Below are 24868 nucleotides of genomic sequence, written 5' to 3' on the forward strand. Positions count from 1 at the left end.
CGTGGGAACGGTTCAGCGGCTGCGGAGTCCCCGGAACGATTCAGCGGCTGCGGAGTCCCCGGAACGGTTCAGCGGCGGCGAAACGGGACAAGACACTTCCACCGGGAACCGAACGATCGGGGCATGGAAACGCCGCGAGTCGTGCGCGAGAATCTGGGGTACGCGCTCCTCGGCGGGCCGGTGCTGGCCGCCGTCTCGTTCGCAGTCGGCGCACAGTTCCTCGGCACCGCCGCGGGGGTCGCCGCCGCGGTCGCGACGTACGCGCTCGGGTGGGCGCTCTCGGCGCGGCGGTCCGCGTCGGCGCCGGAGCGGTCGCCGTCGGAGCGACCGGCGGCGGACGCGGACGACGAGCGCGAGCGCCGCGAGCGAGAGGCCGAGGCGGGGAAGGGGGGCTTCGGCGGGGGCGGCGGCGGGTAGCGGTCGCCGCCGCTTACCGCGGGTCCGCCGGCGTTTCCGGCGCCCCGTCCGCGAAGTAGTCCGCGAGCCGCTCTGCGGCCTCGGTCGCGCGCGGCGTCACCAGCGCGAAGCGGATCCACTCGTCGCGGGCGGTGCCGAACGCCTCGCCGGGCATGCCGGCGACGCCCGCCTCGTCGACCAGCCGCTTGACGTTCGCCATCGTGCCGGGGAACCCCTCGAAGCGCGCGAGGACGTAGAAGGCGCCCTCCGGGCGGCTGTACTCCGCGCCGGCCGCGTCGAGCGCGTCGGTGAACGCGTCGACGCGGTCGGCGAGCAGCTCCCGTGACTCGGCGTAGTACTCCGGCGGCGTCTCGGCGAGCGCGTGGTGTACCGCGTACTGCGAGGGGCGCGCGCCGGTGACGTTCACGAGCATGTGCCGGGTCTTGGCGTCGCCGACGTGCGCCTCGGGGAACACGCCGTAGCCGACGCGGAGCCCGGTGATCGCCATCGACTTCGAGAAGCCGCTGGTGACGACGACGCGGTCCGAATCGAGGGTGAGGGCGGACTCGAAGGAGCCGGCGAGGTCGAACCGGTCGTACACCTCGTCGACGACGACCAAGGCGTCGACCGCTTCGGCGACCGCGACGACCTCCCGGACCGTGTCGAGGTCGTAGACGGCGCCGGTCGGGTTGTTCGGCGTGTTTAAGACTATCAGGGCGGTGTCCTCGCTCGCCGCCTCGCGGACCGCGTCGACGTCGAGGCTCCCGTCGCGGTCGGTCGGGACGAGCGTCGGCTCGCCGCCGAGCAGGTGGGTCTTCCCGGGGTAGTACGGGTACACCGGGTCCATCAACAGCGCCTCGTCGCCCGCCCCGCGGTCGAGCGCGCGCGCCATGGCGAGGTAGTTCGCCTCGCCGGTGCCGTTGGTGACGACCACGCGCTCGGGGTCGACGCCGCGGCGCTCGGCGATCGCCTCCCGGAGCTCGCGGAGCCCGTCGCTCGGGGGGTACTGGAAGTCGGCGGGCGGGAGGTCGGCGTACTCGCGGAGCGCCTCCCGGAGCGCGGCGGGCGGCTCCCAGTCGGGGTTGCCGCTCACCATGTCGATGACGTCGCCGTCGGCGGCCGCGGCGTACTGCATCACGTGGAAGAACTTCGGCTCCTCGTACTCCATACGGTCGGGTCGGGCGCGCCCGCCGTGGCTCTTTCGACCCGGGAGCGGCGGAGCGGCGGTGCGGACCGCGGCGGAGCGGCGGTGCGGACCGCGGCGGAGCGGGTCGTTGCGCCGTGGCCGAGGTGGACCGGGGGACGCCCGTCCCGCGATCGTCGCCGCGATCCGGTGGTTTGACCTATCGACGCGCGAAGCGAGCGGTATGAACAAACGCGGCCACGTCCTCAACGGCCTGCTGCTCGCCCTCGGGCTCGGGTTCATCGTGGAGCCCGGCCTCGACATGGCGACGGCGACCACCGTCGCCGAGATCACCGTCCCGGTCGTGCTTGGAGCGCTGTTCCCCGACGTCGACACCGCCTTCGGGCGCCACCGGAAGACGCTCCACAGCCTCCCCGTGCTGGCGGTCTTCCTCGCGTACCCGATCGTCTTCGGGAACCTCCAGTACGTGTGGATCGGCGTGTTGACCCACTACCTCCTCGACGTGGTCGGGAGCCGGCGCGGCATCGCGCTGTTCCACCCGCTCTCGGACAGGGAGTTCGGGCTGCCGAGCGGCGTGACGACGAGCAGCAAGTACGCCGACCTCGTCACCGTGATCATCACCGCGATCGAGCTGGCGGGCTTCTGGGCGATCCACACCTACGTCGTCAACCTCGATCTCGACCTCTCGGCTGCCTCGCAGGCCGCAGCGGGGTTGGGTTTATAAATAAATCGCGGCTGAGGCGGTCGTCCGGCGATCGGCGGCGTCGACGATAGCGTGGAAGGTTCAGTCGGTTGTTTATAAGTAAGCGACACCGGATCGGCGGCGCACAGTTTCGGATTTTCAGCCGTTCGTTTATAAATGAATGTCCGGGGGTCGACCGCAAGCACTCGCAAATTCCCAGCCGCTCGTTTATAAGTGATAGATAGTAGATCAGCCGCGGACACTGCCAAGGCCCCAGCCGCTTACTTATAAATAGCTGCTAACGGCTCGGCGGCGATCTCCTCCAAAGCCCCAGTCGCGAGGGCGGCGCACGCTCGCTGCGCTCCTCAGTCGGTCGCTCGTTTCACTCGCTCCCTCTCTGCGGTGCTTGCGTCGCCTGCGCCGCCCTCGCGACTGCCCCTTTGAGTCCCACCCCGCACCGCACGGCACGGCACCTCACGCCTCCCCAGCCTCGTCGCTCGCTTGGGGCTCCCTCCGGTCGCCCGCATCGCTCGCGACTCCCTCGCGCGGTGCTGACTCGCGGCCGCCTCCGGCGGCCGCTCGCAGGCACGCGCCACCGCAGTGTTTCCGTCGCCGTCCCGGTGGCTTTTCGTCGTCGCTCGCGTGTCCCGACCCATGACCGAGGAAGACGAGGCCGCGCCGTCGGTCGCGGTCGTCGGCGGCGGCGCGGTCGGCGTCACGGCGGCCGGCGACCTCGCGGCCCGGGGCGCCGACGTGACGCTGTTCGAGCGCGGGGAGCTGGCGGCCGAGAGCTCCGGGCGCGCGGCGGGGGTCCTCTACGACGCCTACGCCGAGGACGTCGACGCCGCGGTCGGCGCCCGCGCGCTGGAGCGGTTCCGCGCGTTCGACCGGTCGCTCCCCGGCTTCTCGTTTTCCGCGTGCCCGTACGTCATCGCGGTCCGGGAGGGCGACCCCGACGCCGACGCCGTCCCGGCGATGGTCGAGCGCATGCGCGGACACGGGTGCGAGGTGTCGGTCGTCGACCCCGACGCGCTCGGCGAGCGCTTCCCCGCGCTCCGGACCGACGACCTCGCCGTCGCGGCGGTCGCCGAGGGCGCGGGGTGGACCGACCCGCCGAGCTACGTCCGCGCGCTCGGCGAGCGGGCCGCTCGGGAGGGCGTCGCGGTCGAGACGGAGACGGCTGTCGCGCTCGGCCCGCGGACCGACGCGGGGCGCGAGATATCTGTCCGCGAGGCCGAAGCCGACGAGAACCGGGGGGCCGAAACGCGCGCGTTCGACGCGGTCGTCGTCGCCGCCGGGGCGCACACCCGGTCGCTGCTGGCGGACGCCGGCCTCTCGGTCCCGGTCGTCCCCTACCGCGTTCAGGCGCTCGTCGCCGGAGGGGCCTACGACGGCCCGATGGTCTACGACGCCACCGCGGACGCGTACTTCCGCCCGCACCCGGACGGACTGCTCGCGGGCGACGGCACGGAGCCCGTCCCGGCCGACCCAGACGACTACCGACGGGAGGCGGACGACTGGTTCCGCGAGGACGTCGTCGCCGTCCTCGGCGAGCGGCTCGTCGGCACCGAGCACGGCGACGGTCGCGCCGAGCGAATCGATCCCGACACGGACGTCTCGCGGGCGTGGGCCGGACTCTGTACCGCGACGCCCGACGGCGACCCGCTCGTGGGGCCGGTGGATGCGAGCGGGGAGGCCGGTCCCACCCTCTTCGTCGCGGCCGGCTGGCAGGGGCACGGGTTCATGCGCGCGCCGGCGATCGGCGAGACGGTCGCCGAGGGCGTGCTCGCGTCGCTCGCGGGCGTCGCGGTCGGGGATTCGGACTCCCCGTGGATCGGCGCGTTCGACCCGGAGCGGTTCGACGGCGACGAGGAGTTCGAGATCGCGGAGGGGATGTCGCTGTCGACCCGGACGGACGATATTTGAAAGGTAGTCGGCGCTGTCAGTCGTCCTCTTCGACCACGTCGACGTCGCTCGGCCCGCCGCGCTTGGGGATCTCGACGTGGAGCGTGCCGTTGCGCGTGAGCGTCGCGTTCGCGCCCTCGGGCGTCACGTCGGCGTCGCGCGGGAGGTCGACGCTCCCAGACAGGGAGACGCCGCGGCCCGGGAACACGAGGTCGTAGCCGTCGTAGAAGTCGCGGAAGCGTTCTAAGTTTACCTCGACGGTGCGGTCGAGGAAGGTCACGTCGACGTCCTCGCCGCGGACGCCGGGGGCGTCGAAGACGACGAGGTAGGCGTCGTCGCTCTCGAGGAGGTCGGACGAGAGCGGGCGGCGCTCCTGGACGCGGCCCCACCCGCGGCCGACGCGTTCGAGGGCGCTCCGGAGCGCGGACCGACCGGTCTCGACGAGTCGGCTCACCGGCTCACACCTCGATTTCGACGAGGTCGCTCCCCCCGCAGTACGGACACGAGAGGTCCTCTACCGCGTGGTCGTCGGGCACGTCGTACGTGTAGTGGTTCTCGAACATGTCCAGCTCGCAGTCGTCGCTGACGCACTTGACCTCCATCGTCGATGGCATATACCGATCCGTTGTGCCGGCGAGGGCTTAAACGGCGTGGCGGCGGCGACGAGGTGGCGCGAAGCGCGCGGCGATCGGCGCCCCGCGCGACGGGCCGGTCAGAGCCCCGCGCCGCGCATGCGCTCCGGAACGACGGTCCGCTCCGCGAGCAACACGAGGAGGGTCCCGGACGCGACGCCGGCGGCGAACCCCGGACCGTACGGGAACAGCGCGGGTGCGAACGCGAGGGAAACGCCGAGCCAGACGACCGCGACGAGGATCGCGGCTCCCGCGGCGACGTACGCGAGCGTCTCGTACCGGTCCGACGGGAGCCGGTCCCGCGCGAGCCACGCGAGCGGTCCGACGAGCAGGGCGGTGCCGACCGCCCACGCGGCCGCGGCGCCCCACGGGCGCGGGTCGGCGGCGTAGAACTGGCCCGCGCCGACGGCGCAGACGAGGGCGACCGCGAGGTACTGTCCGAGCCGCTGTCGTCGAGCGGGCGTATTGGAGGACACGAGTCGCGGTTTCGAGCGATCCGGCATAAGCGATCGGGCCGGCGGGTTCCGTCGGTCCGTTCCGCCCCCGGCGGACTCCGCACGCTTTTCCCCTCTCGGCCGACTACGGAGGGTAACATGACCGATTCGCCCGCGTCGGCCCGGGGGTCGCTCCCGGCCGACCCGAACGACCTCGCCGTCACCGTCGTCGACGGGTACGTCGACGAGCCGGCCCACTTCGGCGTCCCGCCGTACCTCTCGACGTACCCCCGGTACACGGCCGGCGCGCTCGTCGACGCGGGCGTCCCGGAGTCGCAGATCACCTACCACACCATCGACGAGCTCCGCGAGGACCGGTCGAAACACGCCGACGTGGCGGACGCCGACCTCATGGTGTACGTCGGCGGGATGACGGTGCCCGGGAAGTACGTCGGCGGCACCCCCGCGGAGCCGGACGAGGTGCGCGAGCTCGGCTGGACCGCCGACGGCGTGACGCTGCTCGGCGGCCCGGTGCGCTTCGGGGTCGGCGAGGAGAACGCGGGCGCACAGGAGACGAAGCGCGACGACCTCGACTACGACTTCGTCGCGATGGGCGACGTCGAGGCCGCGGCCCACGACCTCGTCCGCGAGGGGTTGGAGGGGTACGGCAACCGGATGCGGACCAACGAGGAGGTCGACCGCTGGGCCCGGCAGGGGGCGTTCGTCGTCGAGCAGCACCCCAACCACCCGGACTACCTCATCTGCGAGATGGAGACCTCGCGCGGCTGCGCGTACCGCTGTTCGTTCTGTACGGAGCCGCTGTACGGCGACCCGGCGTTCCGCGCGGCGCGGTCGGTCGTCGACGAGGTCGACGCGCTCTCGGACCGCGGGGTCAGACACTTCCGGCTCGGGCGGCAGGCCGACATCCTCGCGTTCGGCGGCGACGGCGAGGCGCCGAACCCCGACGCGCTCCGGGAGCTGTACGGCGGGATCCGCGAGGTCGCGCCCGACCTCCGGACGCTCCACCTCGACAACATGAACCCGGTGACGATCACGGACTACCCCGAGGCCTCCCGCGAGGCGATCCGCGTCATCGCCGAGCACAACACGCCCGGCGACACGGCCGCGTTCGGTCTCGAATCGGCCGATCCGGTCGTTCAGGAGGAGAACAACCTGCTCGTCACCGCCGAGGAGTGTCTGGAGGCCGTCCGCGTCGTCAACGAGGAGGGCGGCTGGCGCCCGGGCGACGGCCCCGAGACGACGCCCGGCGACACCACCCGCGTCACCGGCCCCTCGACCGGCCCGGACGCCTCGCCGCGGCTCCCGAAGCTCCTCCCCGGGATCAACCTCGTCCACGGGCTCGCCGGCGAGCGCCCCGAGACGTACGAACACAACAAGGAGTTCCTCCAGACGGTGTACGACGAGGGGCTGATGCTCCGCCGGATCAACATCCGCCAGGTGATGGCGTTCGCGGGCACGGAGATGGCGGAGACGGGCGCCGACATCGCACAGGAGCACAAAGACCAGTTCCAGGCGTACAAGCGCGAGGTGCGCGAGACCATCGACAACCCCATGCTCGACCGCGTCGTCCCGCCGGGGACCGTCCTGCCCGACCTCCACCTCGAATACCATCAGGACGGGAAGACGTTCGGTCGCCAGCTGGGCACGTACGCGCTCCTCGTCGCGGTCCCCGGCGAGCGCGAGCTGGGGACCACGATCGACGTGGCGATCACCGACCACGGCTACCGCTCCGTGACCGGCGTCCCGTACCCGCTCGACGTCAACGCGGCCTCGATGGACGAGCTGACGGCGATCCCCGGGATCAACCGGAGCACGGCCGGCGACGTCGTGGTCGGCCGGCCGTACGACTCCGTCGACGCGGTCGACGCTGTCGCTCCGGGGACCGTCGACCTCTCGGCGTACGCCGTCGCCGGCGACACCGACGTGCCGATCCCGGGCCGCGAGCGCCCCGGCTCCGGTCCCGGTCCGGCCGCGCGGTCCTCGCTCGGACGCGGGGACTGATAGATGGTGGGCGACGACCCGACTTCGGCCGACGACGGCGACCCCGCGGTTGCCCGCGTCGAGGTCCCCGTCGACACGCGCGCCCCCGGCGGGACCACGAACGCGTACCTGCTCGACGGGCTCCTCGTCGACCCGGCGGCCCGGACGGACGCGCTCGACGCCGCGCTCGCGGCGCGCGGGTCGCTCCCGTCGGACGACGCTGGCCTCGGCCCCGCCAGCCCCGCCGACGCCCCTCCGATCGAGGCGATCGCGGTCACCCACGCCCACCAGGACCACGTCGGCGCGGTGGCCGACTACGCGGCGCTGACGGGCGCGACCGTCGTCGCCCGCGAGGGCCACGCGGACCGGTTCACCGAGGCGACCGGTGTCGCCCCCGACGAGACGGTCGCACCGGGGGAGACAGTCGCCAACACCGCGGTCCGCGTCGTCGACGCGCCGGGACACGCGCCGGACCACGTCGCGTTCGCGGCCGGCGGGCCGTCGACTGCGGTCCGCACCGTGCTATGCTGCGGCGACCTCGCCGTCGCGGATGGGAGCGTCGCGGTCGCGGCGCCCGAGGGCGACCTGTCCGCGTACCTCGCGAGCCTCGAACGCGTGCGCGACGCCGGCTACGACCGGCTCCTCCCCGGGCACGGGCCCGCGATCGACGACCCGGCGGCGACGTGCGACCGGCTGATCGAACACCGACTGGCCCGCGAGCGCGACGTGATCGCCGCGATAGACGGCGGCGCGGCCGACCTCGACGCGGTCGTCGACGGCGCCTACGAGAGGGACCTCTCCGGCGTGCGGGACCTCGCGCTGGCGACGGTCGCGGCCCACGTCGAGAAGCTGGTCGCGGAGGGTCGGATCGGCGAGGCGTGGCGCGCGCGGCTGGCCGACCGGGGGTTCGACTGACGACGCCGCGGTTCTCGCCGCCAGTCGAACCGCGCTACTGCTCCGCTCCGAGTTCGGCGACGACCTCGGACAGCGGCGTCTCGGTCACGTCGACGAAGCGGCCGCCGGCGGCGACGATCCCGCCGTCGGTCTCCGGGTCGTCGCCGACGTGGACGAGCCCGGTCGTCGACGTCCCGAGCGCCTCCGCCGCGGCCTCGAACGCGGAGGGGTGGGGCTTCCGCCAGCCGCAGCCGACGCTCGTCGTGACCGCGTCGAACTCGCCGCGGAGCCCGGCGCGGATCAGCGTCCGCGGGACGAGTTCGGGCACCGCGCAGTTCGAGAGCAGCCCGACCGGGCCGCGCTCGCCGGCGCCGCGGACCGCGTCGAGCGCGCCGTCGCGTCGGGTCACGTCCGGGTCGAACGCCGCGACCACGGCGTGCCTAGCGACGTTCTGGTCCGCGTCGACGCCGCGGGAGTCGAGCGCGCGAGCGACGTGCGCTGGGAGGGGGACCTCCGCGCCCGCCGGCGCCTCGACGTGTTGTTCCCCGTACGCGACGTGCCAGTCGTCGGGGACCGTCACGCCGCGGGACTCCAGTTCGCGCGCGACCGCTTCCGCCGGGTCGGACGGGTACTCGACGTCGACGAGGGTCCCGAAGAGGTCGAAGGTGACTGCCACGATACCCCTGTTACGGGCAAACCCGGATTGAAGCTGTCGGTCGGTGCGACCGGCGTCGACGCCCGCGCGACGCCCCGGTCGCGGCCGCGCGCCGAGGTCAGAGGAACGAGCCGAAGTGGAGGGTGACGAGGCGGTAGAGGCCGGTCACCCACGCGCACAGCCACAGGAGCATGAACCCGGCGACGCCGGCGCGGAGCCGCTTGCGCCAGTGGCCCATGTCCTCGTGGATCTCGTCGATGTCGACGTCGGGGTCCTCGTAGGCGTCGGCGTTCCGCTTCGCCTGGAAGATCCGAACGATCCCGGTGAGCGCGAACGCGAGGAGCGCGTACGCCTGAACGCCGAAGAACGCGTGGAGGATCGCCATCCCGCTCACCTGGTCGAGGACGCGGGGGATCATCCAGGTGACGATGGGGACCGTCGTGAGCACCAGGCCGGCGAGGATGTACCGCAGGTGCCGCATCAGCACGTTCCACGTCACGGTCTCCGTGTCGATCATGATCCAGGCGCCGTACAGGAGGAAGGGGAGACTCGCCGTCACGGACATCCCGGCGAGCGCCGCGATGACCGACTCGTCGACCATACCGACGGTACGGGCTCCGGCGCGTAAAGCCCCGCGATCCGCGCCCGGCGAGGGGGTCCTCCCGGTGCGTCGTCCGGCGTTCCGCCGTGTCGCCGCGCTCTTCCGGCCCGCAGTCCCGCACTCCCGACCTGCCGTCCCGCGCCCCCGGCTCCCGGGCGCGGACGAAAACAGTTAGCGTCAGGAGCACGTAGCGTCGGTCGATGGAGGACACCTCGACGCGGTCGGAGTCGGAGTCGCCGCCGGAGGAGTCGGCCGATCCGGCGCCCGAGGGTCGGGACGAGCGCGGTTCGGCGGCCGGGGACGCCGATCCCGCAGCGGCCGACGCCGACGGGGCCCCGGAAGACGAGACCGACATCGAGGCCCTCCGCGAGCGGGTCGAGTCGGAGTACGACTTCGACGACTTCGGCCCGTCGGACATGGCGCAGATGAACGCGGAGGAGTGGGACGCCGCGTTCGACCCGGACACGTGGATCACCGGCGACCGACTCTTAGACCGCGTCGACGCCGAGCTGAAGTCCCGCATCGCGACCCGCGACGTGTTCGGCGTCTTGGAGCGCGTCCGCGAGGACGGCGAGGAGCGCATCCTCGTCTACTCCGACGAGGGGTACGCGATCATCCGCCCGACGGGCGAGGTGCGCGGCGAGGGAACGGTGCTTCGTGACATCGAGCCGGTCGTCGCGCTCGCGGCGATGGAGTCGTACGAGGTCCCCGAGCCGCCGGAGAACTGGTCGCTCCCGCACCCGGACAGCGTCCCGGAGGGCTCCGGCGAGTTCGGCAACCTCGTGGTGCAGGCCGTCGCCGCGGTCCAGGTGCTCGCCGGCGCGGCGCTCCTCGTCGCGAGCGCCGTGGCCGACCTCGGGACGATCGTCGCGCCGGCGATGGGCATCGTCTTCCTCCTGATCGGCGTCTTCCTGCTCGCGATGGTGGCGAACGCACGGCTCTCCGACCGGTTCCGCTCGGAGGAGTACCGGGACCGACTGCGCGCGCTCCGCGAGGCGAAACAGCGCCCCGAGTTCGTCCCCGTCGAGGACGGCGTCGCGGCCGACGAGGACGCCGACGCAACCGAGCGTGACCGAGAGGAGTAATCCGACGATTTCGACGGTTTCAGACCCCGAGACCTCCTCCACGTCGGCGGTTTCAGTCGGTGGGTTTAAGCGAACCCCGTCCCGAGTGAGCCTGTATGAAAAGGCGGGACTTCGTGCGGACGGCCGGCGGCGCGACCGCCGCCGTCGCGGCCTCCGCCGGGGCGACCGGAACGGTGGCTGCACAGGAGGTACAGCCCGACTGGCCCAGCGGGGCGGCCGACGGAAACGTCGGGTCGTACACCGACGCCCGCGGCCAGGACGAGGTGACCATCTCGGTCGGCGCCGGCAGCAACGGCCTCGCGTTCGACCCGACGCTGGTCTGGGTCGACGAGGGGACGACCATCGTCTGGGAGTGGACCGGTAACGGCGGTTCGCACAACGTCCAGACCGTCGAGGGCGGCGGCCCGGCCAGCCTCGACAGCGGTAACCCCGTCGGCGAGGAGGGGTACACCTACGAGTACGAGACGTCGAGCGAGGACGCCGGCATCACTCACTACCACTGCGTCCCCCACACCGCGGTCGGCATGCACGGCGGCATCGCCGTCGGCGAGGACGTCGCCACCGTCGAGGTCGGCGGGGGCGGCAACACCGGGTGGCCGGAGAACATCGCCAAGGTCGGCGTCCCCCTCCACGCTCACTGGGTCGGGATCTCCGCGATGCTCGGCATCGGGATGACGTTCGTGTTCACGTTCTACATGCTCAAGTACGGCGAGTCGGCCCACACGGGCCACGGAGGTGCCAGATGAGCTCCGGCGGCTCCTCGTACGGCGACATCCACCGGTACGAGCCGGCCCGCGAGAGCACCGCCGCCGCGATCGCGATCGTCCTCCTCACCGTCATCGAGGTCGTGTTCGTCGCCCTGTTCACCTACGGACTGATGTCCGCGTGGGCGTCGACGGAGGCGGGGAACATGTACGTCGGCGCGCTGTTGGCCTTCATCTTTATTGATCTTGCGTTCATTCTGCTCCTGTACCGGAAAGAGTTCCTTCCAGACGTGATGATTGTGAAGAAACGTCGGCGGAAGTGGGAAGACCTGTACGTCCGCGAAGAGGACAAGGAGGGCAAGGGAATCGACACGGGCGGCCTCGCGGAGACGGTGAAGCGCGCGGTGTACCCGTACTACAAGAAGTGATTCGACAATGAGTCTGAAAAAACAAGACGACATGGACCACAACGCGTGGCTCAAGAGTCAGGACCTCACGGCCATCGAGACGGCGTTCCTGACCACGCTCATCTGGCTGGACAAGCGGCTCCGCATCGTCGACTACCTCGAGCTGCTGGAGACGATGTACTACCGCGCGAACCTCCAGATGCCGAAGAGCCACACCGAGCAGTACGACCTCGACAACAAGTTCTGGTACTGGTACCCGCTGTACTCGCTCGGGTCCCTCTCCATCATCGCGTACCTGCTCGCGGCGGTGTCGGGCGCGCTGCTCGGGTTCTACTACGCCCCGTCGACCGCGGGCGCGGCGGCACAGGGCGACCCCACCGCCGCGTACGACTCGATGGTGATGATCATGAAAGACGTCCAGTTCGGCTTCATGCTCCGGTCGATCCACCGCTGGGCGGCGCAGTTCATGGTGGCGGCGGTGTTCCTCCACATGCTGCGGGTCTACTTCACCGGCGCGTACAAGGAGCCGCGCGAGGTCAACTGGATCCTCGGCGTCGTGCTCATCGCCCTGACGCTTTTGTTCGGCTTCTCCGGGTACGTCCTCCCGTGGAAGCAGCTGTCCTTCTGGGCGGCGCAGATCGGCGTCGAGCTGGCCCTCGCGACCCCCATCGTAGGCGAGTGGGCGGCCCAGCTGCTGTTCGGCGGCTTCACCCTCGGACAGGCGACGCTCGTGAGAATGTACATCCTGCACGTGTTCGTGTTGCCGTTCGTGGTCACCGCGCTCATCGCGATCCACGTCGGCATCGTCTGGGTGCAGGGCATCGCGGAGCCGCACTAATCCAATGACCGACGACACCACACCCACGACGGACGGAGGCACCGACGACGAGGCGCGCACCGACGGCGGTCCGCCGGCGACGGTCCCGCCGGACGACGAGACGCCGACCTGGTCCGAGCGGAAGGAGCGCAGCCAGGGGCTCGCACAGCTCACTTACCAGTACTTCGAGCGCTCCCGGCGCGAGGACGAGGACCTGCGCGCCGAGTCGACGTACGTCGAGCGCGACGTGCTGGGTTTCCCGACGTGGCCCCACGAGACGATCCGCAACCTCGCGATCACCTCCTTTTTCCTCGGGACCATCCTGCTCGTGGCCTCGATCCTGCCGTCGCACTTCGGCGACCCGGCGAACCCCGGCTCCACGCCGGCGATCATCCTGCCCGACTGGTACCTCTACTGGTCGTTCGGCCTCCTGAAGCTCAGCCCGATCAACCCCGGGCTCGAGGTGTTGGGCGGGAACATCATCATGTCCAACGAGCTGTACGGGCTCGTGGCCCACGGGGCCATCTTCGGCGTCATCACGCTCGTCCCCTTCCTCAACAAGGGGAACGCGCGGCGCCCCGTCGAGGAGCCGGGCTGGGCCGCGCTCGGCGTGACCGGGGTCATCCTGGCGATCACGCTTGCGGTGCTGGCCATCCAGAACTTCTTCCCGGTGCCGACCGAGCTGCTGATGTCGCTCGTGTTCATGGTCCCGATCGCGGGCGGCGTCATCACCTACGCGGTGTTGAAGACGATGCGCGAAGGGTACATGTACGACCTCAACCGCCGGTACTACATGCTGCGGCCGCCGAAGTAGCGACCGACACAGTCCGCTGCGGTCCCGCTGCCGAAGCGCGGCCGGGCTCCCGCCCCCGCCGTTCCGACGCTCCGTATTCCCATGTCATCCTCAACAGACGGCGACGCCTCGCAGGCGTTCGACGAGACCGGCGATCCGATCGCGGCCGACGACGACGCCGACCCGCGTAACGAGCCGACGGGCCCGCGAGAGGGAGCGAGCGGCCGGGAGGTCGTCGTCCCCTTCCGGCTGTACAAGGCCGTGACCGTCTTCTCGACGCTCGCCGCGGTCGTCACCTACCTCGTCGGGTTCACGCTCATCGACGCCGCGACGCTTCAGATAAGCTTCGTCCGGGCGACAATCGTCTACCTGCTCGACAGCGCCGGGATCGTACCGCCGGAAGACGTCCTCGTGGCGGTGCTGGCGATCACCGGCGTCGGCTTCATCGTCCTCGGGACCGCCGTGTACGTGCTCGGGACCCGGTTCCGCGGACGAGGGATGGGAAAGTCTCAAGACGACTCCAGCGAAACGTGAGATAATGGCAGACGAGTTCATGAAGGGCTTCGCCCTGTTCACGATCGGCGGTCTCGGGTGGATCACCTTCGGCGGCTGGTACCGGACACCGTCGTACTACCAGGTGTCACAGCTCGTGAACCCGGCGGAGGGCGTGAACACGGCGTACGGCGAGGTCGGTCTGCTCGCGGGCGACGTGTTGTTCTGGCTGATGATCCTCGGCGCGCTGACGTTCTGGGTACTCATCCCCGCCAGCCGGCAGCTCCGTGACGCCCTCAACGACGGCGACGACGACGCGGCCGCGAACTGAACGTACCCCCCCCTCGTCTCCCTTTCTCCGTCCGTTCCGCCGTCCGAGAGCGGCGGCGACGGTCCTCGCCGACGAACCGAGAGCTTTTCACCGCCGCTCGCCCCAGCCTCGCGCATGAGTGAGCCGACGCGCCGCCTCGCGGTTCTGGGCGACGGCGACCCGGCGGCGGCGATCCGATCGGCGGTCGACGGCGCGGGCGCCCGTCTCGTCGACCACACCGAGGCGGACGCGGTCGTCGCCGTCGGGGACGCCGCGCTTCGGAAGGCGATGCGCGCGGCCGCGACCGATGACGGGCGTTCGAGTCCGATCCTCCCGATCGGGGACGGTCGTCACGCGGTCAACCCGGACCTCGCGGCCGACCGCATCGCGGACGCCGACGACTGGCTCGGCGGATCGGCGAACGCGGTCGACGGGTTCTCTCGCGTCGCGCACCCCGTCTTGGCGGTCGACGGCGCCGGCGACGCCCCCCGTCGGTTCGCGGCCGCGGACGTCGCCTTCGTGACGGCGGAGCCGGCCCGGATCTCCGAGTACGGGATCGCCTTTTCCGACGGGGAGTCGGTCTCGGTGCGCGCTGACGGCGCCGTGGTCGCGACGCCGCTCGGGAGCGACGGCTACGCGGCGGCGGCCGGCGGACCGGTCGTCTCACCCGGCGGCGGCCTCTCGGTCGTCCCCGTTTCGCCGTTCACGACTCGCCCCGAGACGTGGGTCGCGAGCGGCGGCGTCCGCGTCACGATCGAGCGCGAGGCGGAACCGGTCGCGCTGGTCGTCGACGGCGATCGCCGCGGGACCGTCGAGCCGCACCGCGCGGTCGGCGTCGAGATCGCGGCGACGGTCGATCTCCTCTCGGCGACGGCGGAGTGAGGGGGCTGCTCCCTCGCGCCCAACGGCGTCCGCGGCCCCGTCGCGGGAGCGCCGATCGGAAACACTCTAATACGTCGTGAACGGAAATGGTGGATATGGACCCACTGCAGTTCCTCGTTCCCCTCGGCTGGCTGGCGGCCGCCGGGCCGGCGCTGCCGTACGCGATCTTCGTGATGACCGTCGCGAACCTCGCGACCCGGCACCTCGCGCACAGGCGACACGTCGATCAGGGACAGGAGGCGGACAGCGTGGAGGCGTACACGCCGCACGTGTTCACCAACGTCGGGCTCGTCCTCCTGTCGTTCGTATACATCCTCGTTGCGCCCGTGCGAGGGACGATCCTGTCGGTCCTCGTCCTGGCGATGTTCATCGCCGACTTCTTCGAGCTGGAGGCGCGCAACGTCGAGGCCCGCAACGACATGGAGATCGAGGCGCCGAAGAGCTCGATCGCCGCCTCGCTGGTCGTGTTAGTGTGGACGTCGTACTTCGCGCTGTTCTTCGTCGTCGAAGGGATCTGGAACCAGTTCGTCGTCGCCTGACGGGCGCGCTCCGAATTGAGCGAATTTGCGCTCGGCGCGTGACGTTCCCGTTCCCCTTCTCCACCGCTCCGACGCTCCCTCTATCTCCCCCCTCGCCCGGTCCTTTCGTCACGCTCCACCTACCCCTCTCCACAGTGATTTATATGCGTTCGTCCAGATATTTGGGGTGGTGGAAAAAAATACCAGTACGCGTCGCGGCGCACTGAGATCAACCGCCACGCTGGTAACCAGCGGAACGATCCTCGCGACCGCCGGGTGTCTTGACGGCGGGTTCGGTCCCAGTCTTGACGGTGAGATGGTTGTCGAGGGGCCGATGGTGAGCGTTTCCGCGTCAACCGATCTTTCTGCCACTGATACTGGATACGAACTGGCGATCACCGTCAGCAACAACTCAGAGAGAACCGCTGACACGGATGCCGAGGTCATCTGGGAGGTCAGCAATGACGAGAACGCGGTCGTGACACAAACCGAAACAAAAACCGTTGATCCTGGCGGTGAGACCACGCTTGTCGTAACTGCTGAAGACCCGAACGATTCGGTCACCGCCTATTCGGCGACTGTTCTTGCTGTACCGGCCTAACAGCCACGTAGTCTCTCTCGGTAGTTGTTCCCGGTCTCCGAGCGCATCGTCTACATTTCCGTCAGTTCTTAATTAACACTTCTAGACAAACCAAGTTGCTGTTTGTTAGGGCCGAGAAGGCGGCGGGTTTCCGGCGTCCTGCTCGATCGCCCTGTCCCGACGCTTCCTTCGTCAAAACGTCCAGTCGCCGGTGAGCTTCATCCCCGTCGCCTTCCCCTCCGCTTCGAGCGCCGCCGCGATCTCATCGGTGTCCCGGCGCGGGATCGACGCGTCCGTCTCGGCGAGGTCGACGACGAGTTCGGTGAGGAGGATCGCCTGCTCCCGGAGGTTCCGCGACTCAAGCTTGTCGAGCGTGTCCGCGTGGGTGTGCCCCCAGCCGCGGCCGCGCCCCTCGGTCTCGCCCGAGATCATGTACCCCGGGATCCCCCGCTTCACGAACGGCCAGTGGTCGCTGTGGGGGACCAGCTCGCTCCCCGTCGCGACCGGGTGATCGAAGCGGTCGCTCACGCGCTCCGCGGCCGCCGCCAGCGCGTCGAAGTCGTGGTGGTCGAGCCGGAGCGTCCGGCCGTACACGTTGCTGTCGACGTTGACGACCGCGCGGACCGCGTCCCGGTCGGCCGCCTCGGCGGCCACCGACGACCCGACGAGACCGACCTCCTCGGCGCCGAACGCGGCGAACCGCACCTTCACGTCGAGTTCGTCCTCGCGCGCGGCGAGCGCCCGCGCGACCTCGACGATCGTCGCCGTGCCGGCCCCGTTGTCCATCGCGCCCTCCGCGAGGTCGTGGGCGTCGACGTGCGAGGAGACGATCAGGCGCTCGTCGGTGTCGGGGCCGAGCTCCGCGACCGCGTTCCCGCTCGTCGCGGTCGGCGTCTCGCAGTCGACCGCGACGGTCAGGTCGTCGCCCTCGTTGCGTCGCGCGAGCCGGGCGCCGGTCTCCTTCGAGACGCCGACCGCCGGAATCGCCCCGATCGGGTCGTCGGCGGTCCCGACGCTGCCGGTCGGCGGGAGCGTCCCCTCCACGTGGTTGGCGAAGACGAAGGCGGCCGCGCCCGCGTCGACCGCGCGGTAGTACTTCTCGCGGCGGTGGATGAACCGGTCGACCGAGTCGGGGGTGTCCGACGAGGCCATCACGACTTTTCCGTCGAGGTCGGCCTCGAAGTCCTCGGGGACGCCGTGTGCGAGGTCGACGAACTCGCCGGTCGCCTCGCCGCTGGGGCTGCGCGGCAGCGCGATACACTCGTTCGGGCCGACCGCGACGGGCTCGCCGGTCGCGGCGTCCCGGACCGCGCTGTCGCCGCGCTCCCAGCCCTGGATCTCGAACTCCTCGATCGCCGCGCTGCGCGCGCCCGCGTCGGCGAACGCGTCGCGCGTGAGCTCCAAGGCCTCGCGCTCGCCCGGCGAGCCGGCCATCCGGTCGCCGACGTCGACGAGGTCGAGGAGGTGGTTCCAGCCCGCGTCGCTCGTGAACGTCTCGCCGATCCACTCTGTCATGGGTGTGGGTGTCGCGGCCGCCGCTCAAGCGTTTCGGTGGCGGCGGGGGCGGCCGGAAGCGGGGGGCGGAGCCGACGGATTCGTCGAAGCGCTCAGACCGGGACGGCCGGAAGGAGGACCGTCGCGGCCTCGGCGGCCGCGAACGTCGAGTCGTACAGGTGGTTCAAGAGGAGGTAGGTGACGACCCCGAGGACGAGCGAGAGGATCCACGCGCTCGCGGCGATCCGCCCGACGCGTCGGTGCGGCGTCTCCGTCCGCAGCTCCCGCTCCGTGTGCGTGAGCCCGAGGACGATCGCGTAGAGGACGACGGGGACGGAGACCACGGAGAGAATGATGTGGATCGCGAGCATGATCAGGTACGCGGGATACACCGGGTCCCACAGCGGGACCCAGGCGTACGCCGAGTCCAACACGAACTCCTTGGTGCCGCCGCCGGCCACCTTCGGGAGGTACATCCCGAGGAACAGGAGGATGAGGCCGAACGAGGTCGTCATCGCGGCGGCGTGTTTCTTCACCTCGTCGTTGCGGATCCAGTACCAGCCGAGCGAGAGGGTGATCACGGTGACCGTGTTGACGGCGGCGATGGCGTGCGCGAGGAGGTTCACGGTCTCCTGCGTGAGCGTGGGGAACAGCGCCTGGAACTCCGGCACGAGGAACACGCCGCCGACGGCGCCGTAACCCACGAGCGTGAGGAGGACGGTTATCTCTGTGGCCCGCGCTTTGGCCCGCTCGCGAACGCTGGCGGTGGACATATCGGACGGAGGGAACGGAGCGATAAGTCGGCTTCGGGTGCTCCCGTCGGGCGGGACGTTTCGCCCCCGCCCGTCCCGAAAGCGTCGTCGCGACAGCGGCGTCGCGACTACCGCTCGATGACGCCCGTCGCGGTCGCGACCTCGACCGCGGCCTCCTCGTTGATCCCGCCCTGGAGGATGGTGTAGCGGTCGCGGATCTCGTGGGCGCTCGTCAGGGCCGCGATCAGCTCCGCGTCGTCGATCCCCAGCTCGCCCGCGGTCGTGGGGGCGTCGAGCTCGTCGAGGGCGTCGCGGATGGCGCTCCACCGCCCGTTCTCGCCGCTGTGGAGGTACTCCGTCATGATCGAGGCGACGCCGACCTGATGGCCGTGGAGCGCCTTGCCGGGCGCGATCCGGTCGAGCTGGTGGGAGATGAGATGCTCGGCGCCGGAGGCGGGCCGCGAGGAGCCGGCGATCGACATCGCGACCCCGGAGGAGACGAGCGCCTTCACGACGACCCACGCGGACTCCTCTAAGCCCGGGCGGATCATGTCGGCGTTCTCGACGAGCAGCTCCGCTGTCATCTCCGAGAGCGCGCCCGCGTACTCGCTGTACTCGACGTTGCGCAGGCGGCGGGCGAGCCGCCAGTCCTTCACCGCGGTGTAGTTGGAGATGATGTCCGCACAGCCCGCGGTGGTGAGCCGCCACGGCGCCTCCGCGAGCAGCGTCGTGTCCGCGACGACGGCGAGCGGCGGGTCCGCGGCGACCGAGTGACGGGTGTCGCCCTCGGGGATCGAGGAGCGCCCCGAGACGATGCCGTCGTGGGAGGCGACGGTCGGGACGGAGACGAAGCCGACGTCGAGGTGGTCGGCGGCCATCTTCGCGATGTCGATCGGCTTCCCGCCGCCGAGGGCGATCAGGTAGCCGGGGTCGACGGCCTCGGCCGTCGCCTTCAGCTCCTCGACGGCGTCGAAGGAGGCCTCGTCGACGACGGCGGTCGCGGGGTCGTCGAACTGCGCCCGGACGCGGTCGCCGGCGATCTCGTTGGGGGTCGGGCTCGTCACGATCAGCGGCCGCCCGGTGAGGTAGAGCTCGCCGACCGCCTCCCCGAGGTCGTCGATGACGTCGTGTCCCACGAGGACGTTCCGCGGGAGCTTGATCCACGTCGTCTTCTCGAACATGGCTCAGATACGCGACCGGAGGGTCTAGAAGATGCGGATTCTCGGACGGACAGCGGCGCCGCGGAGTCGGAGGTACCGCCGTAAACGGGGTCGGAGTACGACGATTATTTATAAATGAACGGCGGTGGCGTGCGCCGGTGAGCGGCCCGCAGGGCCGCGAACCGACCGCACGAGGGAGTCGGCCGGCCGGAGCGAAGCGGAGGCCGGCCGACGAGGCTGGGGAGGTGTGAGGTGCGGTCGCTGTAGGGGCGGGAGTCAAAGGGGCAGTCACCGGCGGCTCCGCCGCCGGCTGTCACCGGGCGACGCCCGGTTGCCCGAGGGACTGCGTCCCTCGCTGCCCGTGGCGCTACGCGCCACGCTGCCGCGAGGCGGCCGCAGGCGACGTGAGCACCGCGGGGAGTGAGCGAAGCGAACGACCGAGGAGCACAGCGAGCGACCGAGGAGCACAGCGAGCGACCGAGGAGCACAGCGAACGACCGAGGAGCACAGCGAGCGTGCGCCCGCCTCGCGGCTGGGGCTTTGGCGGTGTTCGCTGCCGATCTGTGATTGGATATTTATAAGCAAGCGGCTGGGGATTCGGCGGTGTTCACAGTCGATCCGCGGTCGATCGTTTATAAGTGAGCGGCTGGGGCTTCGGAGGTGTTCGCCGCCGCTCCGGTATCAACCACTTATAAATGAGCGCCCGCGACGCCGGGAGCCTCCGATCGCTTCGTCGCCGCCTCGGTCGCCCCGCGTCCCTCACACGACACCGGCGAGGAACGTTAGGGCGTCGACCGTCGTCGCCGCGTCGTAGAGGAAGTAGACGCCGAAGCCGGCGAGGACGACCGCGGAGCCGACCGCGACGATCGGCGCGAACGTCTCGATCCGGCGCTCGGCGGCGACGAGCCCGGTCGGGAAACCCACGATCCACGCCAACACCCCGAGGAAGAACCCGCCGATGAGCGCGGGCGAGCCGGTGGCGACGACGAACGTCCCCGCCAGCTCCGGCCCGACCACCGGTAGCCGGGAGAGCACGTCGAGCTCCCCCGGTCGCAACAGCCCGACTCCGACGGTCAGCCAGAACAGCACCTGATACGGGTTCGTTAAGGCGAGCACCAGCGCCTTGCGGAACCCCTTCCCCTCCGCGGCGATCGGCTCCTCGCCCGAGGTCGGGCGGAACGACGCGCGGGCGCCGTGGGCGGCGTCGACCGCGAAGTACAACATCAAGACGCCGCCGACCGCGACCATCGCGGCCCGGAGCAGCGGGAGCGACTCCACGACCGCGACGACGCCGACGTACGCGAGGACGAAGAATATCGCGTCGGCGGTCGCCGCGCCGAGCCCGGCTCGGAAGCCGGCGAGGCGCCCGCGGAGGACGGACTCCTCGGCAATCACCGCGTTCATCGGGCCGGGCGGCGCCGCGAGCGCCAGGCCGAAGACGACGCCCGCACCGAGCGTAACGAGGGTACTCACACCGCTCGCAACGCCCGGTTTCGTGAAAAACCTCGCGACGGAGAGGCGGTCGGTAACGGCCGGTTCCGGACGGCACGCCCGAGATCGACGCATCGACGGACGGATCCGAACACTGGGGTCGGAGCCCGACCGGGACCGTGGCTCGCGGCTACGCGTCCTGGAGCTCCGCGTCGCGGAGCGCCTCGTTGAGGTCCTCGCGGACGCGCTCGCCGGTCTCGCGGTCCATCGCGGTGGTGACGATCCGGTTCTCCTGAACGCTGGAACCGTCCCGGAGGAGGAGCCGGACGTTGCCGTTCGTCCCCGCGCGCGTCGCCTTCGCGCGGAGGCCCGTCCGCGACCCCGTCCCGCCGGCGTCGATGGGGCCGGGGACGATCTTCTTGACGTGCGGGTGTTCCGCGACGGTCTGGACGGCCTTACGTCCCTTGCGGTCGCCGATGAGCGTGGAGTGCGATCCCCCGATCTTCTCGCGCGGCGGCGTCTCGACGACCGCCAGCGAACGGTCGCCACGCCGGTCGAGGACCCACCGAACGACCGGGCTCACGTCCGGCTCGCGGCCGTCGTCCGCGGGGGCGTCCCCGGTCGCCGCGCCGCGTTCGCCGCCGCGACCGCTCCCGCCCGCGCCGCCGTCGGGGACGCGGTAGAACTCGTGGTGGAGCTGCGCGCGCGTCTCGCGGAGCGGTTCGCGCTCGCCGGCGGCGTAGACGGTCTCGGGGCGCTTCCGCCGGATCTCGTCCGCGACGCGCCCCGCGAAGTTCCGCAGCTGGACTTCGCTCAGCCGCTCGCCCTCCTCCGGGCGCGTGGTGACCGTCGTCTCGCCGACGACGTCGTCCTCGCGGAGCAATGTCAGGTGCGCGCGGTCGGTCTCGAACTCGGCGACGACCGCGTCGGCGTTGGCGGTGTTGCAGGTCAGACAGTAGTCCCCGGGCTTCTCGATCGGGGTCCCACACCGCCGGCAGTTCATACCGATCGGACGGCCGTGGAAGATAAAAGGGCGTCCGTTCGGCGTGCGACCGGCCCGTCGAGGCGCGGTCGGCGTTCGCCGCACCGAGCCGGAGCGACCCCTTATTACCCTCCCCGACCTCCGTACCGGACATGGACGGAGACCGACGCCGCGACGCCGACGCCGGCTCCGAGGCGGACGTCGGTGACGCGGAACACGACGAGGATCTGGCCGACAGGTTGGAGGCGGTCGAGGACCGACTGACGGAGCTGGTCCGCGACGGCCGGTTCAACGCGATCGTCGCGTGGGCGACGATCGCGGTCCTGGCGGGGATCCTCGTCGAGAGCGCGCTGGAGTACGACCTCCTCTCGGCGGCGATCGTCGTCGGGCTCGGCGCGGTCGTGCTCGCGCCGACCGCGGCGGCGCGCGACTGGCGGGCGATGCTCCCGGCCGAACTGGTCGGCCTCGCGCTGCTGCCGGTCCTCGTGCGCGCGGTCTTCGGCGGCGAACTGGGGACGTTCGCGACGTACGTCGCCATCGCGGCGCTGGCGCTCGTGATCGCCGTCGACCTCCACATGTTCACGTCGCTGCGGCTCACGCACTGGTTCGCGGTCGCGTTCGTCGTGATGGCGACGCTGGCGACGGCGGCGGTGTGGACGGTGCTGCGGTGGAACCTCGACCGGCGCGTCGGCACCGAGTTCCTGACGACGAACGACGCGCTGATGATCGAGTGGATCTACGTCACGCTGGCTGGGCTCGCGGCCGGGCTCCTCTTCGACGGGTACTTCCGGGGGCGCGGACGCCGCCTCCGTCGCGTCATCCGGCGGGTGATCCGCCGATGACGCTGCTCCCGCGCCCCTCCATCCGGTCGCAGCGGCGCCTCACGGGCGCGATGCAGGTCCTCCTCGTCGGCATCGTCGCCTACGGCTTCCTCGCGGGCGAGGGGAAGGCGATAAGCAACGGGATCATCGCCTTCCTCGTCACGCTGGTCCCGGCGGCGCTCGAACGGCGGTACGACCTGCCCCTCGACCCGTGGCTCGCCCTGTGGATCACGATGGCGGTGTTCCTCCACACCGTCGGGTCCGCCGGGTTCTACGCCCGCGTCGAGTGGTGGGACCACATGACGCACGCGCTGTCGGCCTCGCTGGTCGCCGCGGTCGGGTACACGACGATCCGGGCCGTCGACCTCCACAGCGACGGGATCCGCATCCCCGCGCGGTTCGCGTTCGTCTTCATCGTCGTCGTCGTGCTCGCGTTCGGCGTGCTCTGGGAGCTGTTCGAGTTCGGGCTCGACATCGTCGCGACCGAGACGGGCATCGACATGCCGCTCGCGCAGCACGGCCTCGACGACACCGTGCTCGACCTGACGTACAACACCGCGGGCGCGGTCCTCGTCGGCCTCTTCGGACAGGCGCACCTCACCGGCGTCGCGGAACTGGTCCGGGACCGGCTGCTCGGGAGCGCGCCCGAGTAGCGACGACGGGAGTGGGCCGGGCCAAGCCGCCCCGGCCCCTCAGTTCAGACAGGCCGCCACGACCCGCAGCGCGGCCTCGCCGCGCACCTCGTTCGCGAGGAGGGGAACTCGTTTCACGTCGCGCCCGCGGAACAGGTCGGTGGCCTCGCGGAGCGCGTTCTGTTGGACCTCCCAGCGTCGCGCGCAGAACTCGCAGGTGTCGGGGTTCGGCTCGACGACCCAGTCGGGGTCGATCCCGCTGTCCCCGCCGGTCACGTCGCCGACGCCCTCCATCACGCGGTTGACGATCAGCGTGTTCACCGGAATCCCGAACTCGTCGAGTCGGGCGACGAGCCGCTCGGACTCGACGACGCTCATCTCCTCGGGGATCATCACGACGCGGAAGTCGGTCTTCGCGGGGTCGCGCAGGACGGCCCGCAGGCGTTCGATGCGCTCGCGGAGCTCCTCCAGGTCGGCCGAGGGGTCGGGGTCGTCGTCGCCCCCGCCGAACATCCCCTTGATCCCGTCCATCATGCCGGAGAAGCGCTGGCGGAGCTTCATCACGCGGCCGAGCATCGAGTCCATGATCTCCGGCAGCTGGAGCAGCCGGAGGGTGTGGCCCGTCGGGGCGGTGTCGACGACGACGCGGTCGAACCGGGGGTCGTCGAGGTACTCCAGCAGCTGGCGCATCGCCGCCGCCTCGTCGGCGCCGGGCATCGTCCCGCCGAGGAGGCCGCCGAGCCCCTCGCCGCCCTCGCCCGCCGCCCCGGCGTCGGCGCCGCCCGCGCCGCCCATCGGCCCGTCGCCGCCCATCCCGCCCATCGCGTCGCCCATCTCTCCGAGCCCGCCGAGGGGGTCGCCGTCGGCGCCGAACATCCCCTCGTCCATCGCGGCGTCGGGGTCTATCTCGGCGGCGTAGAGGGGCACGTCCTCGCGGATGCGCGCCGGCTCGGCGGGGATGTCGGTTTCATAGGTGTCGGACAGCGAGTGCGCCGGGTCCGTGGAGACGACGAGCGTGCGGACGCCGCCCGCGGCCGAGGCGAGCCCCGTCGCGGCCGCCATCGTCGTCTTCCCGACGCCGCCCTTCCCGCCGTACAGCACGTAGTCGGGCGCGTCGACGCCCGCCGGGAGGTCGGCGAGGTCCTCGTCGACAGCGAGGGATTCGTCGTCTTCCGCCGGCTCGACGGCGGTCTCGTCTTCGGGCTCGTCGACCCGGTCGACGGGTTCGACGTCGATGTCGTCCATGGTAGCGTGTCGTTCCGGCGGGCTTGTGTACCCGTCGGTCCCGATAAGCTATCGACGTCGTTTCCGCGGCGAACTCACTCGAATAACCATTCAATTATTTATAAATAGTTGAGTACGGAGCGACGGCGAGCGCTCCCAGAGGCTCAGTCTCTCACTTATAAATAGTCGATCGCGGATCGGCAGAGAACACTGCCAAATCCCTAGCAACCAATTTATAAATGGTCGAGTACGGATCGACAGCGAACACCTCCAAAGCCCCAGTCGCGAGGGCGGCGCACGCTCGCTGCGCTCCTCGTCACTCGCTTCGCTCGTTCCTGCGGTGCTTACGTCGCCTGCGCCGCCCTCGCGACTGCCCCTTTGAGTCCCGCCCCGCACCGCACAGCAACCGCGCCTCACGCCTCCCCAGCCTCGTCGGTCGC

Annotated in this window: 29 protein-coding genes; 17 read left to right on the forward strand and 12 right to left on the reverse strand. The window is 70.8% G+C overall.

The window, feature by feature from the left end:
* The first annotated feature begins 123 nt into the window (after positions 1 to 123).
* Positions 124 to 417, forward strand: coding sequence for a hypothetical protein (locus CPZ01_RS04030; RefSeq protein WP_096393548.1), 294 nt, complete (start codon positions 124 to 126; stop codon positions 415 to 417).
* Between the two features lie 13 nt (positions 418 to 430).
* Here the strand turns inward: CPZ01_RS04030 and CPZ01_RS04035 are convergent, their stop codons facing one another.
* A complete protein-coding gene (locus CPZ01_RS04035; protein ID WP_096393549.1) occupies positions 431 to 1564 on the reverse strand; it encodes a pyridoxal phosphate-dependent aminotransferase in 1134 nt (377 codons plus the stop codon).
* Between the two features lie 199 nt (positions 1565 to 1763).
* Here CPZ01_RS04035 and CPZ01_RS04040 point away from each other — a divergent pair, with 199 nt between their 5' ends.
* Positions 1764 to 2264, forward strand: coding sequence for a metal-dependent hydrolase (locus CPZ01_RS04040; protein WP_096393550.1), 501 nt, complete (start codon positions 1764 to 1766; stop codon positions 2262 to 2264).
* 612 nt (positions 2265 to 2876) lie between these two features.
* Entirely contained in the window at positions 2877 to 4148 is a 1272-nt protein-coding gene (locus CPZ01_RS04050; protein ID WP_096393551.1) for an NAD(P)/FAD-dependent oxidoreductase, read from the forward strand.
* 16 nt (positions 4149 to 4164) lie between these two features.
* On the opposite strand, the gene CPZ01_RS04055 is transcribed toward CPZ01_RS04050, so the two are convergent.
* The 3 genes from CPZ01_RS04055 to CPZ01_RS04060 form a co-directional block, all read right to left on the reverse strand.
* Positions 4165 to 4581 (reverse strand): Hsp20/alpha crystallin family protein, encoded by a 417-nt coding sequence (locus CPZ01_RS04055; protein ID WP_096393552.1) that lies wholly within the window; start codon positions 4579 to 4581, stop codon positions 4165 to 4167.
* A 4-nt stretch (positions 4582 to 4585) separates the two neighbouring features.
* Positions 4586 to 4741: a DUF7559 family protein gene (locus CPZ01_RS15345; RefSeq protein ID WP_017342671.1), complete on the reverse strand. Its 156-nt coding sequence runs from the start codon at positions 4739 to 4741 to the stop codon at positions 4586 to 4588.
* Positions 4742 to 4839: 98 nt separating this feature from the next.
* A complete protein-coding gene (locus CPZ01_RS04060) occupies positions 4840 to 5235 on the reverse strand; it encodes a hypothetical protein (protein WP_096393553.1) in 396 nt (131 codons plus the stop codon).
* 117 nt (positions 5236 to 5352) lie between these two features.
* On the opposite strand from CPZ01_RS04060, the gene CPZ01_RS04065 reads away from it, so the two are divergent.
* Together CPZ01_RS04065 and CPZ01_RS04070 are read left to right on the forward strand one after the other, a co-directional pair.
* Positions 5353 to 7215: a radical SAM protein gene (locus CPZ01_RS04065; protein WP_096393554.1), complete on the forward strand. Its 1863-nt coding sequence runs from the start codon at positions 5353 to 5355 to the stop codon at positions 7213 to 7215.
* Between the two features lie 3 nt (positions 7216 to 7218).
* Positions 7219 to 8109: an MBL fold metallo-hydrolase gene (locus CPZ01_RS04070; RefSeq protein WP_096393555.1), complete on the forward strand. Its 891-nt coding sequence runs from the start codon at positions 7219 to 7221 to the stop codon at positions 8107 to 8109.
* A 34-nt stretch (positions 8110 to 8143) separates the two neighbouring features.
* On the opposite strand, the gene CPZ01_RS04075 is transcribed toward CPZ01_RS04070, so the two are convergent.
* Both CPZ01_RS04075 and CPZ01_RS04080 read right to left on the reverse strand, forming a co-directional pair.
* Positions 8144 to 8764 (reverse strand): HAD family hydrolase, encoded by a 621-nt coding sequence (locus CPZ01_RS04075; RefSeq protein WP_096393556.1) that lies wholly within the window; start codon positions 8762 to 8764, stop codon positions 8144 to 8146.
* 97 nt (positions 8765 to 8861) lie between these two features.
* Positions 8862 to 9344 carry a DUF7321 family protein gene (locus CPZ01_RS04080; RefSeq protein ID WP_096393557.1) on the reverse strand — a complete coding sequence of 161 codons (483 nt, stop codon included), beginning with the start codon at positions 9342 to 9344 and terminating at the stop codon, positions 8862 to 8864.
* Positions 9345 to 9544: 200 nt separating this feature from the next.
* Here CPZ01_RS04080 and CPZ01_RS04085 point away from each other — a divergent pair, with 200 nt between their 5' ends.
* The 10 genes from CPZ01_RS04085 to CPZ01_RS14960 all read left to right on the forward strand — a co-directional run bounded on the left by CPZ01_RS04085 (position 9545) and on the right by CPZ01_RS14960 (position 15953).
* On the forward strand, positions 9545 to 10429 hold the full coding sequence (locus tag CPZ01_RS04085) for a DUF7319 domain-containing protein (RefSeq protein ID WP_096393558.1): 885 nt from the start codon (positions 9545 to 9547) through the stop codon (positions 10427 to 10429).
* Positions 10430 to 10524: 95 nt separating this feature from the next.
* The gene (locus CPZ01_RS04090; RefSeq protein ID WP_096393559.1) at positions 10525 to 11175 is read left to right on the forward strand and encodes a halocyanin domain-containing protein; all 651 of its coding nucleotides are present in this window, start codon (positions 10525 to 10527) and stop codon (positions 11173 to 11175) included.
* Positions 11172 to 11561, forward strand: coding sequence for a DUF7318 family protein (locus tag CPZ01_RS04095; protein ID WP_096393560.1), 390 nt, complete (start codon positions 11172 to 11174; stop codon positions 11559 to 11561). The genes CPZ01_RS04090 and CPZ01_RS04095 overlap by 4 nt, the downstream gene beginning before the upstream one ends.
* A 7-nt stretch (positions 11562 to 11568) precedes the next feature.
* Positions 11569 to 12378, forward strand: coding sequence for a cytochrome b (locus CPZ01_RS04100; protein WP_026046182.1), 810 nt, complete (start codon positions 11569 to 11571; stop codon positions 12376 to 12378).
* Between the two features lie 4 nt (positions 12379 to 12382).
* Positions 12383 to 13171: a cytochrome b family protein gene (locus CPZ01_RS04105; protein WP_096393561.1), complete on the forward strand. Its 789-nt coding sequence runs from the start codon at positions 12383 to 12385 to the stop codon at positions 13169 to 13171.
* A gap of 81 nt (positions 13172 to 13252) precedes the next feature.
* Positions 13253 to 13684, forward strand: a complete 432-nt coding sequence (locus tag CPZ01_RS04110; protein WP_096393562.1) for a DUF7315 family membrane protein — start codon at positions 13253 to 13255, stop codon at positions 13682 to 13684.
* A gap of 4 nt (positions 13685 to 13688) precedes the next feature.
* Positions 13689 to 13973 (forward strand): DUF7314 family protein, encoded by a 285-nt coding sequence (locus tag CPZ01_RS04115; protein WP_096393563.1) that lies wholly within the window; start codon positions 13689 to 13691, stop codon positions 13971 to 13973.
* Positions 13974 to 14087: 114 nt separating this feature from the next.
* Complete coding sequence (locus tag CPZ01_RS04120) at positions 14088 to 14834, forward strand: diacylglycerol kinase catalytic domain-containing protein (protein ID WP_096393564.1); 747 nt, start codon at positions 14088 to 14090, stop codon at positions 14832 to 14834.
* A 95-nt stretch (positions 14835 to 14929) separates the two neighbouring features.
* Positions 14930 to 15373 carry a DUF7313 family protein gene (locus tag CPZ01_RS04125; protein ID WP_096393565.1) on the forward strand — a complete coding sequence of 148 codons (444 nt, stop codon included), beginning with the start codon at positions 14930 to 14932 and terminating at the stop codon, positions 15371 to 15373.
* Positions 15374 to 15542: 169 nt separating this feature from the next.
* Positions 15543 to 15953 carry a hypothetical protein gene (locus CPZ01_RS14960; protein WP_157745925.1) on the forward strand — a complete coding sequence of 137 codons (411 nt, stop codon included), beginning with the start codon at positions 15543 to 15545 and terminating at the stop codon, positions 15951 to 15953.
* 171 nt (positions 15954 to 16124) lie between these two features.
* On the opposite strand, the gene CPZ01_RS04130 is transcribed toward CPZ01_RS14960, so the two are convergent.
* From CPZ01_RS04130 to CPZ01_RS04150, 5 genes are all read right to left on the reverse strand, one after another.
* Entirely contained in the window at positions 16125 to 17447 is a 1323-nt protein-coding gene (locus CPZ01_RS04130) for a M28 family peptidase (protein WP_096393566.1), read from the reverse strand.
* 92 nt (positions 17448 to 17539) lie between these two features.
* Positions 17540 to 18199 (reverse strand): DUF420 domain-containing protein, encoded by a 660-nt coding sequence (locus CPZ01_RS04135; RefSeq protein WP_096393567.1) that lies wholly within the window; start codon positions 18197 to 18199, stop codon positions 17540 to 17542.
* Between the two features lie 107 nt (positions 18200 to 18306).
* Positions 18307 to 19359: an NAD(P)-dependent glycerol-1-phosphate dehydrogenase gene (locus CPZ01_RS04140; protein ID WP_096393568.1), complete on the reverse strand. Its 1053-nt coding sequence runs from the start codon at positions 19357 to 19359 to the stop codon at positions 18307 to 18309.
* 738 nt (positions 19360 to 20097) lie between these two features.
* Positions 20098 to 20811, reverse strand: a complete 714-nt coding sequence (locus tag CPZ01_RS04145) for a LysE family translocator (RefSeq protein WP_096393569.1) — start codon at positions 20809 to 20811, stop codon at positions 20098 to 20100.
* A 148-nt stretch (positions 20812 to 20959) separates the two neighbouring features.
* The gene (locus tag CPZ01_RS04150) at positions 20960 to 21772 is read right to left on the reverse strand and encodes a DUF2103 domain-containing protein (protein WP_096393570.1); all 813 of its coding nucleotides are present in this window, start codon (positions 21770 to 21772) and stop codon (positions 20960 to 20962) included.
* Between the two features lie 131 nt (positions 21773 to 21903).
* Here CPZ01_RS04150 and CPZ01_RS04155 point away from each other — a divergent pair, with 131 nt between their 5' ends.
* Both CPZ01_RS04155 and CPZ01_RS04160 read left to right on the forward strand, forming a co-directional pair.
* Positions 21904 to 22593 carry a hypothetical protein gene (locus CPZ01_RS04155; RefSeq protein WP_096393571.1) on the forward strand — a complete coding sequence of 230 codons (690 nt, stop codon included), beginning with the start codon at positions 21904 to 21906 and terminating at the stop codon, positions 22591 to 22593.
* Positions 22590 to 23225, forward strand: coding sequence for a hypothetical protein (locus CPZ01_RS04160; RefSeq protein ID WP_096393572.1), 636 nt, complete (start codon positions 22590 to 22592; stop codon positions 23223 to 23225). Before CPZ01_RS04155 ends, CPZ01_RS04160 begins: the two co-directional genes overlap by 4 nt.
* 39 nt (positions 23226 to 23264) lie before the next feature.
* On the opposite strand, the gene CPZ01_RS04165 is transcribed toward CPZ01_RS04160, so the two are convergent.
* Complete coding sequence (locus CPZ01_RS04165; RefSeq protein ID WP_096393573.1) at positions 23265 to 24449, reverse strand: ArsA family ATPase; 1185 nt, start codon at positions 24447 to 24449, stop codon at positions 23265 to 23267.
* Positions 24450 to 24868: the final 419 nt, after the last annotated feature.

Source organism: Halorubrum trapanicum (genome assembly GCF_002355655.1).
GTDB lineage: Archaea > Halobacteriota > Halobacteria > Halobacteriales > Haloferacaceae > Halorubrum > Halorubrum trapanicum_A.

Coding starts and splice junctions, on each gene's coding strand:
- CPZ01_RS04085 (WP_096393558.1), top strand. CDS start 9,545: ATGGAGGACACCTCGACGCGGTCGGAGTCGGAGTCGCCGCCGGAGGAG.
- CPZ01_RS04140 (WP_096393568.1), bottom strand. CDS start 19,359: ATGTTCGAGAAGACGACGTGGATCAAGCTCCCGCGGAACGTCCTCGTG.
- CPZ01_RS04105 (WP_096393561.1), top strand. CDS start 12,383: ATGACCGACGACACCACACCCACGACGGACGGAGGCACCGACGACGAG.
- CPZ01_RS04090 (WP_096393559.1), top strand. CDS start 10,525: ATGAAAAGGCGGGACTTCGTGCGGACGGCCGGCGGCGCGACCGCCGCC.
- CPZ01_RS04115 (WP_096393563.1), top strand. CDS start 13,689: ATGGCAGACGAGTTCATGAAGGGCTTCGCCCTGTTCACGATCGGCGGT.
- CPZ01_RS04110 (WP_096393562.1), top strand. CDS start 13,253: ATGTCATCCTCAACAGACGGCGACGCCTCGCAGGCGTTCGACGAGACC.
- CPZ01_RS04065 (WP_096393554.1), top strand. CDS start 5,353: ATGACCGATTCGCCCGCGTCGGCCCGGGGGTCGCTCCCGGCCGACCCG.
- CPZ01_RS04165 (WP_096393573.1), bottom strand. CDS start 24,449: ATGGACGACATCGACGTCGAACCCGTCGACCGGGTCGACGAGCCCGAA.
- CPZ01_RS04155 (WP_096393571.1), top strand. CDS start 21,904: ATGGACGGAGACCGACGCCGCGACGCCGACGCCGGCTCCGAGGCGGAC.
- CPZ01_RS15345 (WP_017342671.1), bottom strand. CDS start 4,741: ATGCCATCGACGATGGAGGTCAAGTGCGTCAGCGACGACTGCGAGCTG.
- CPZ01_RS04040 (WP_096393550.1), top strand. CDS start 1,764: ATGAACAAACGCGGCCACGTCCTCAACGGCCTGCTGCTCGCCCTCGGG.
- CPZ01_RS04030 (WP_096393548.1), top strand. CDS start 124: ATGGAAACGCCGCGAGTCGTGCGCGAGAATCTGGGGTACGCGCTCCTC.
- CPZ01_RS04035 (WP_096393549.1), bottom strand. CDS start 1,564: ATGGAGTACGAGGAGCCGAAGTTCTTCCACGTGATGCAGTACGCCGCG.
- CPZ01_RS04100 (WP_026046182.1), top strand. CDS start 11,569: ATGAGTCTGAAAAAACAAGACGACATGGACCACAACGCGTGGCTCAAG.
- CPZ01_RS04135 (WP_096393567.1), bottom strand. CDS start 18,199: ATGTCCACCGCCAGCGTTCGCGAGCGGGCCAAAGCGCGGGCCACAGAG.
- CPZ01_RS04120 (WP_096393564.1), top strand. CDS start 14,088: ATGAGTGAGCCGACGCGCCGCCTCGCGGTTCTGGGCGACGGCGACCCG.
- CPZ01_RS04070 (WP_096393555.1), top strand. CDS start 7,219: ATGGTGGGCGACGACCCGACTTCGGCCGACGACGGCGACCCCGCGGTT.
- CPZ01_RS04125 (WP_096393565.1), top strand. CDS start 14,930: ATGGACCCACTGCAGTTCCTCGTTCCCCTCGGCTGGCTGGCGGCCGCC.
- CPZ01_RS04095 (WP_096393560.1), top strand. CDS start 11,172: ATGAGCTCCGGCGGCTCCTCGTACGGCGACATCCACCGGTACGAGCCG.
- CPZ01_RS04130 (WP_096393566.1), bottom strand. CDS start 17,447: ATGACAGAGTGGATCGGCGAGACGTTCACGAGCGACGCGGGCTGGAAC.
- CPZ01_RS04080 (WP_096393557.1), bottom strand. CDS start 9,344: ATGGTCGACGAGTCGGTCATCGCGGCGCTCGCCGGGATGTCCGTGACG.
- CPZ01_RS04050 (WP_096393551.1), top strand. CDS start 2,877: ATGACCGAGGAAGACGAGGCCGCGCCGTCGGTCGCGGTCGTCGGCGGC.
- CPZ01_RS04150 (WP_096393570.1), bottom strand. CDS start 21,772: ATGAACTGCCGGCGGTGTGGGACCCCGATCGAGAAGCCCGGGGACTAC.
- CPZ01_RS04160 (WP_096393572.1), top strand. CDS start 22,590: ATGACGCTGCTCCCGCGCCCCTCCATCCGGTCGCAGCGGCGCCTCACG.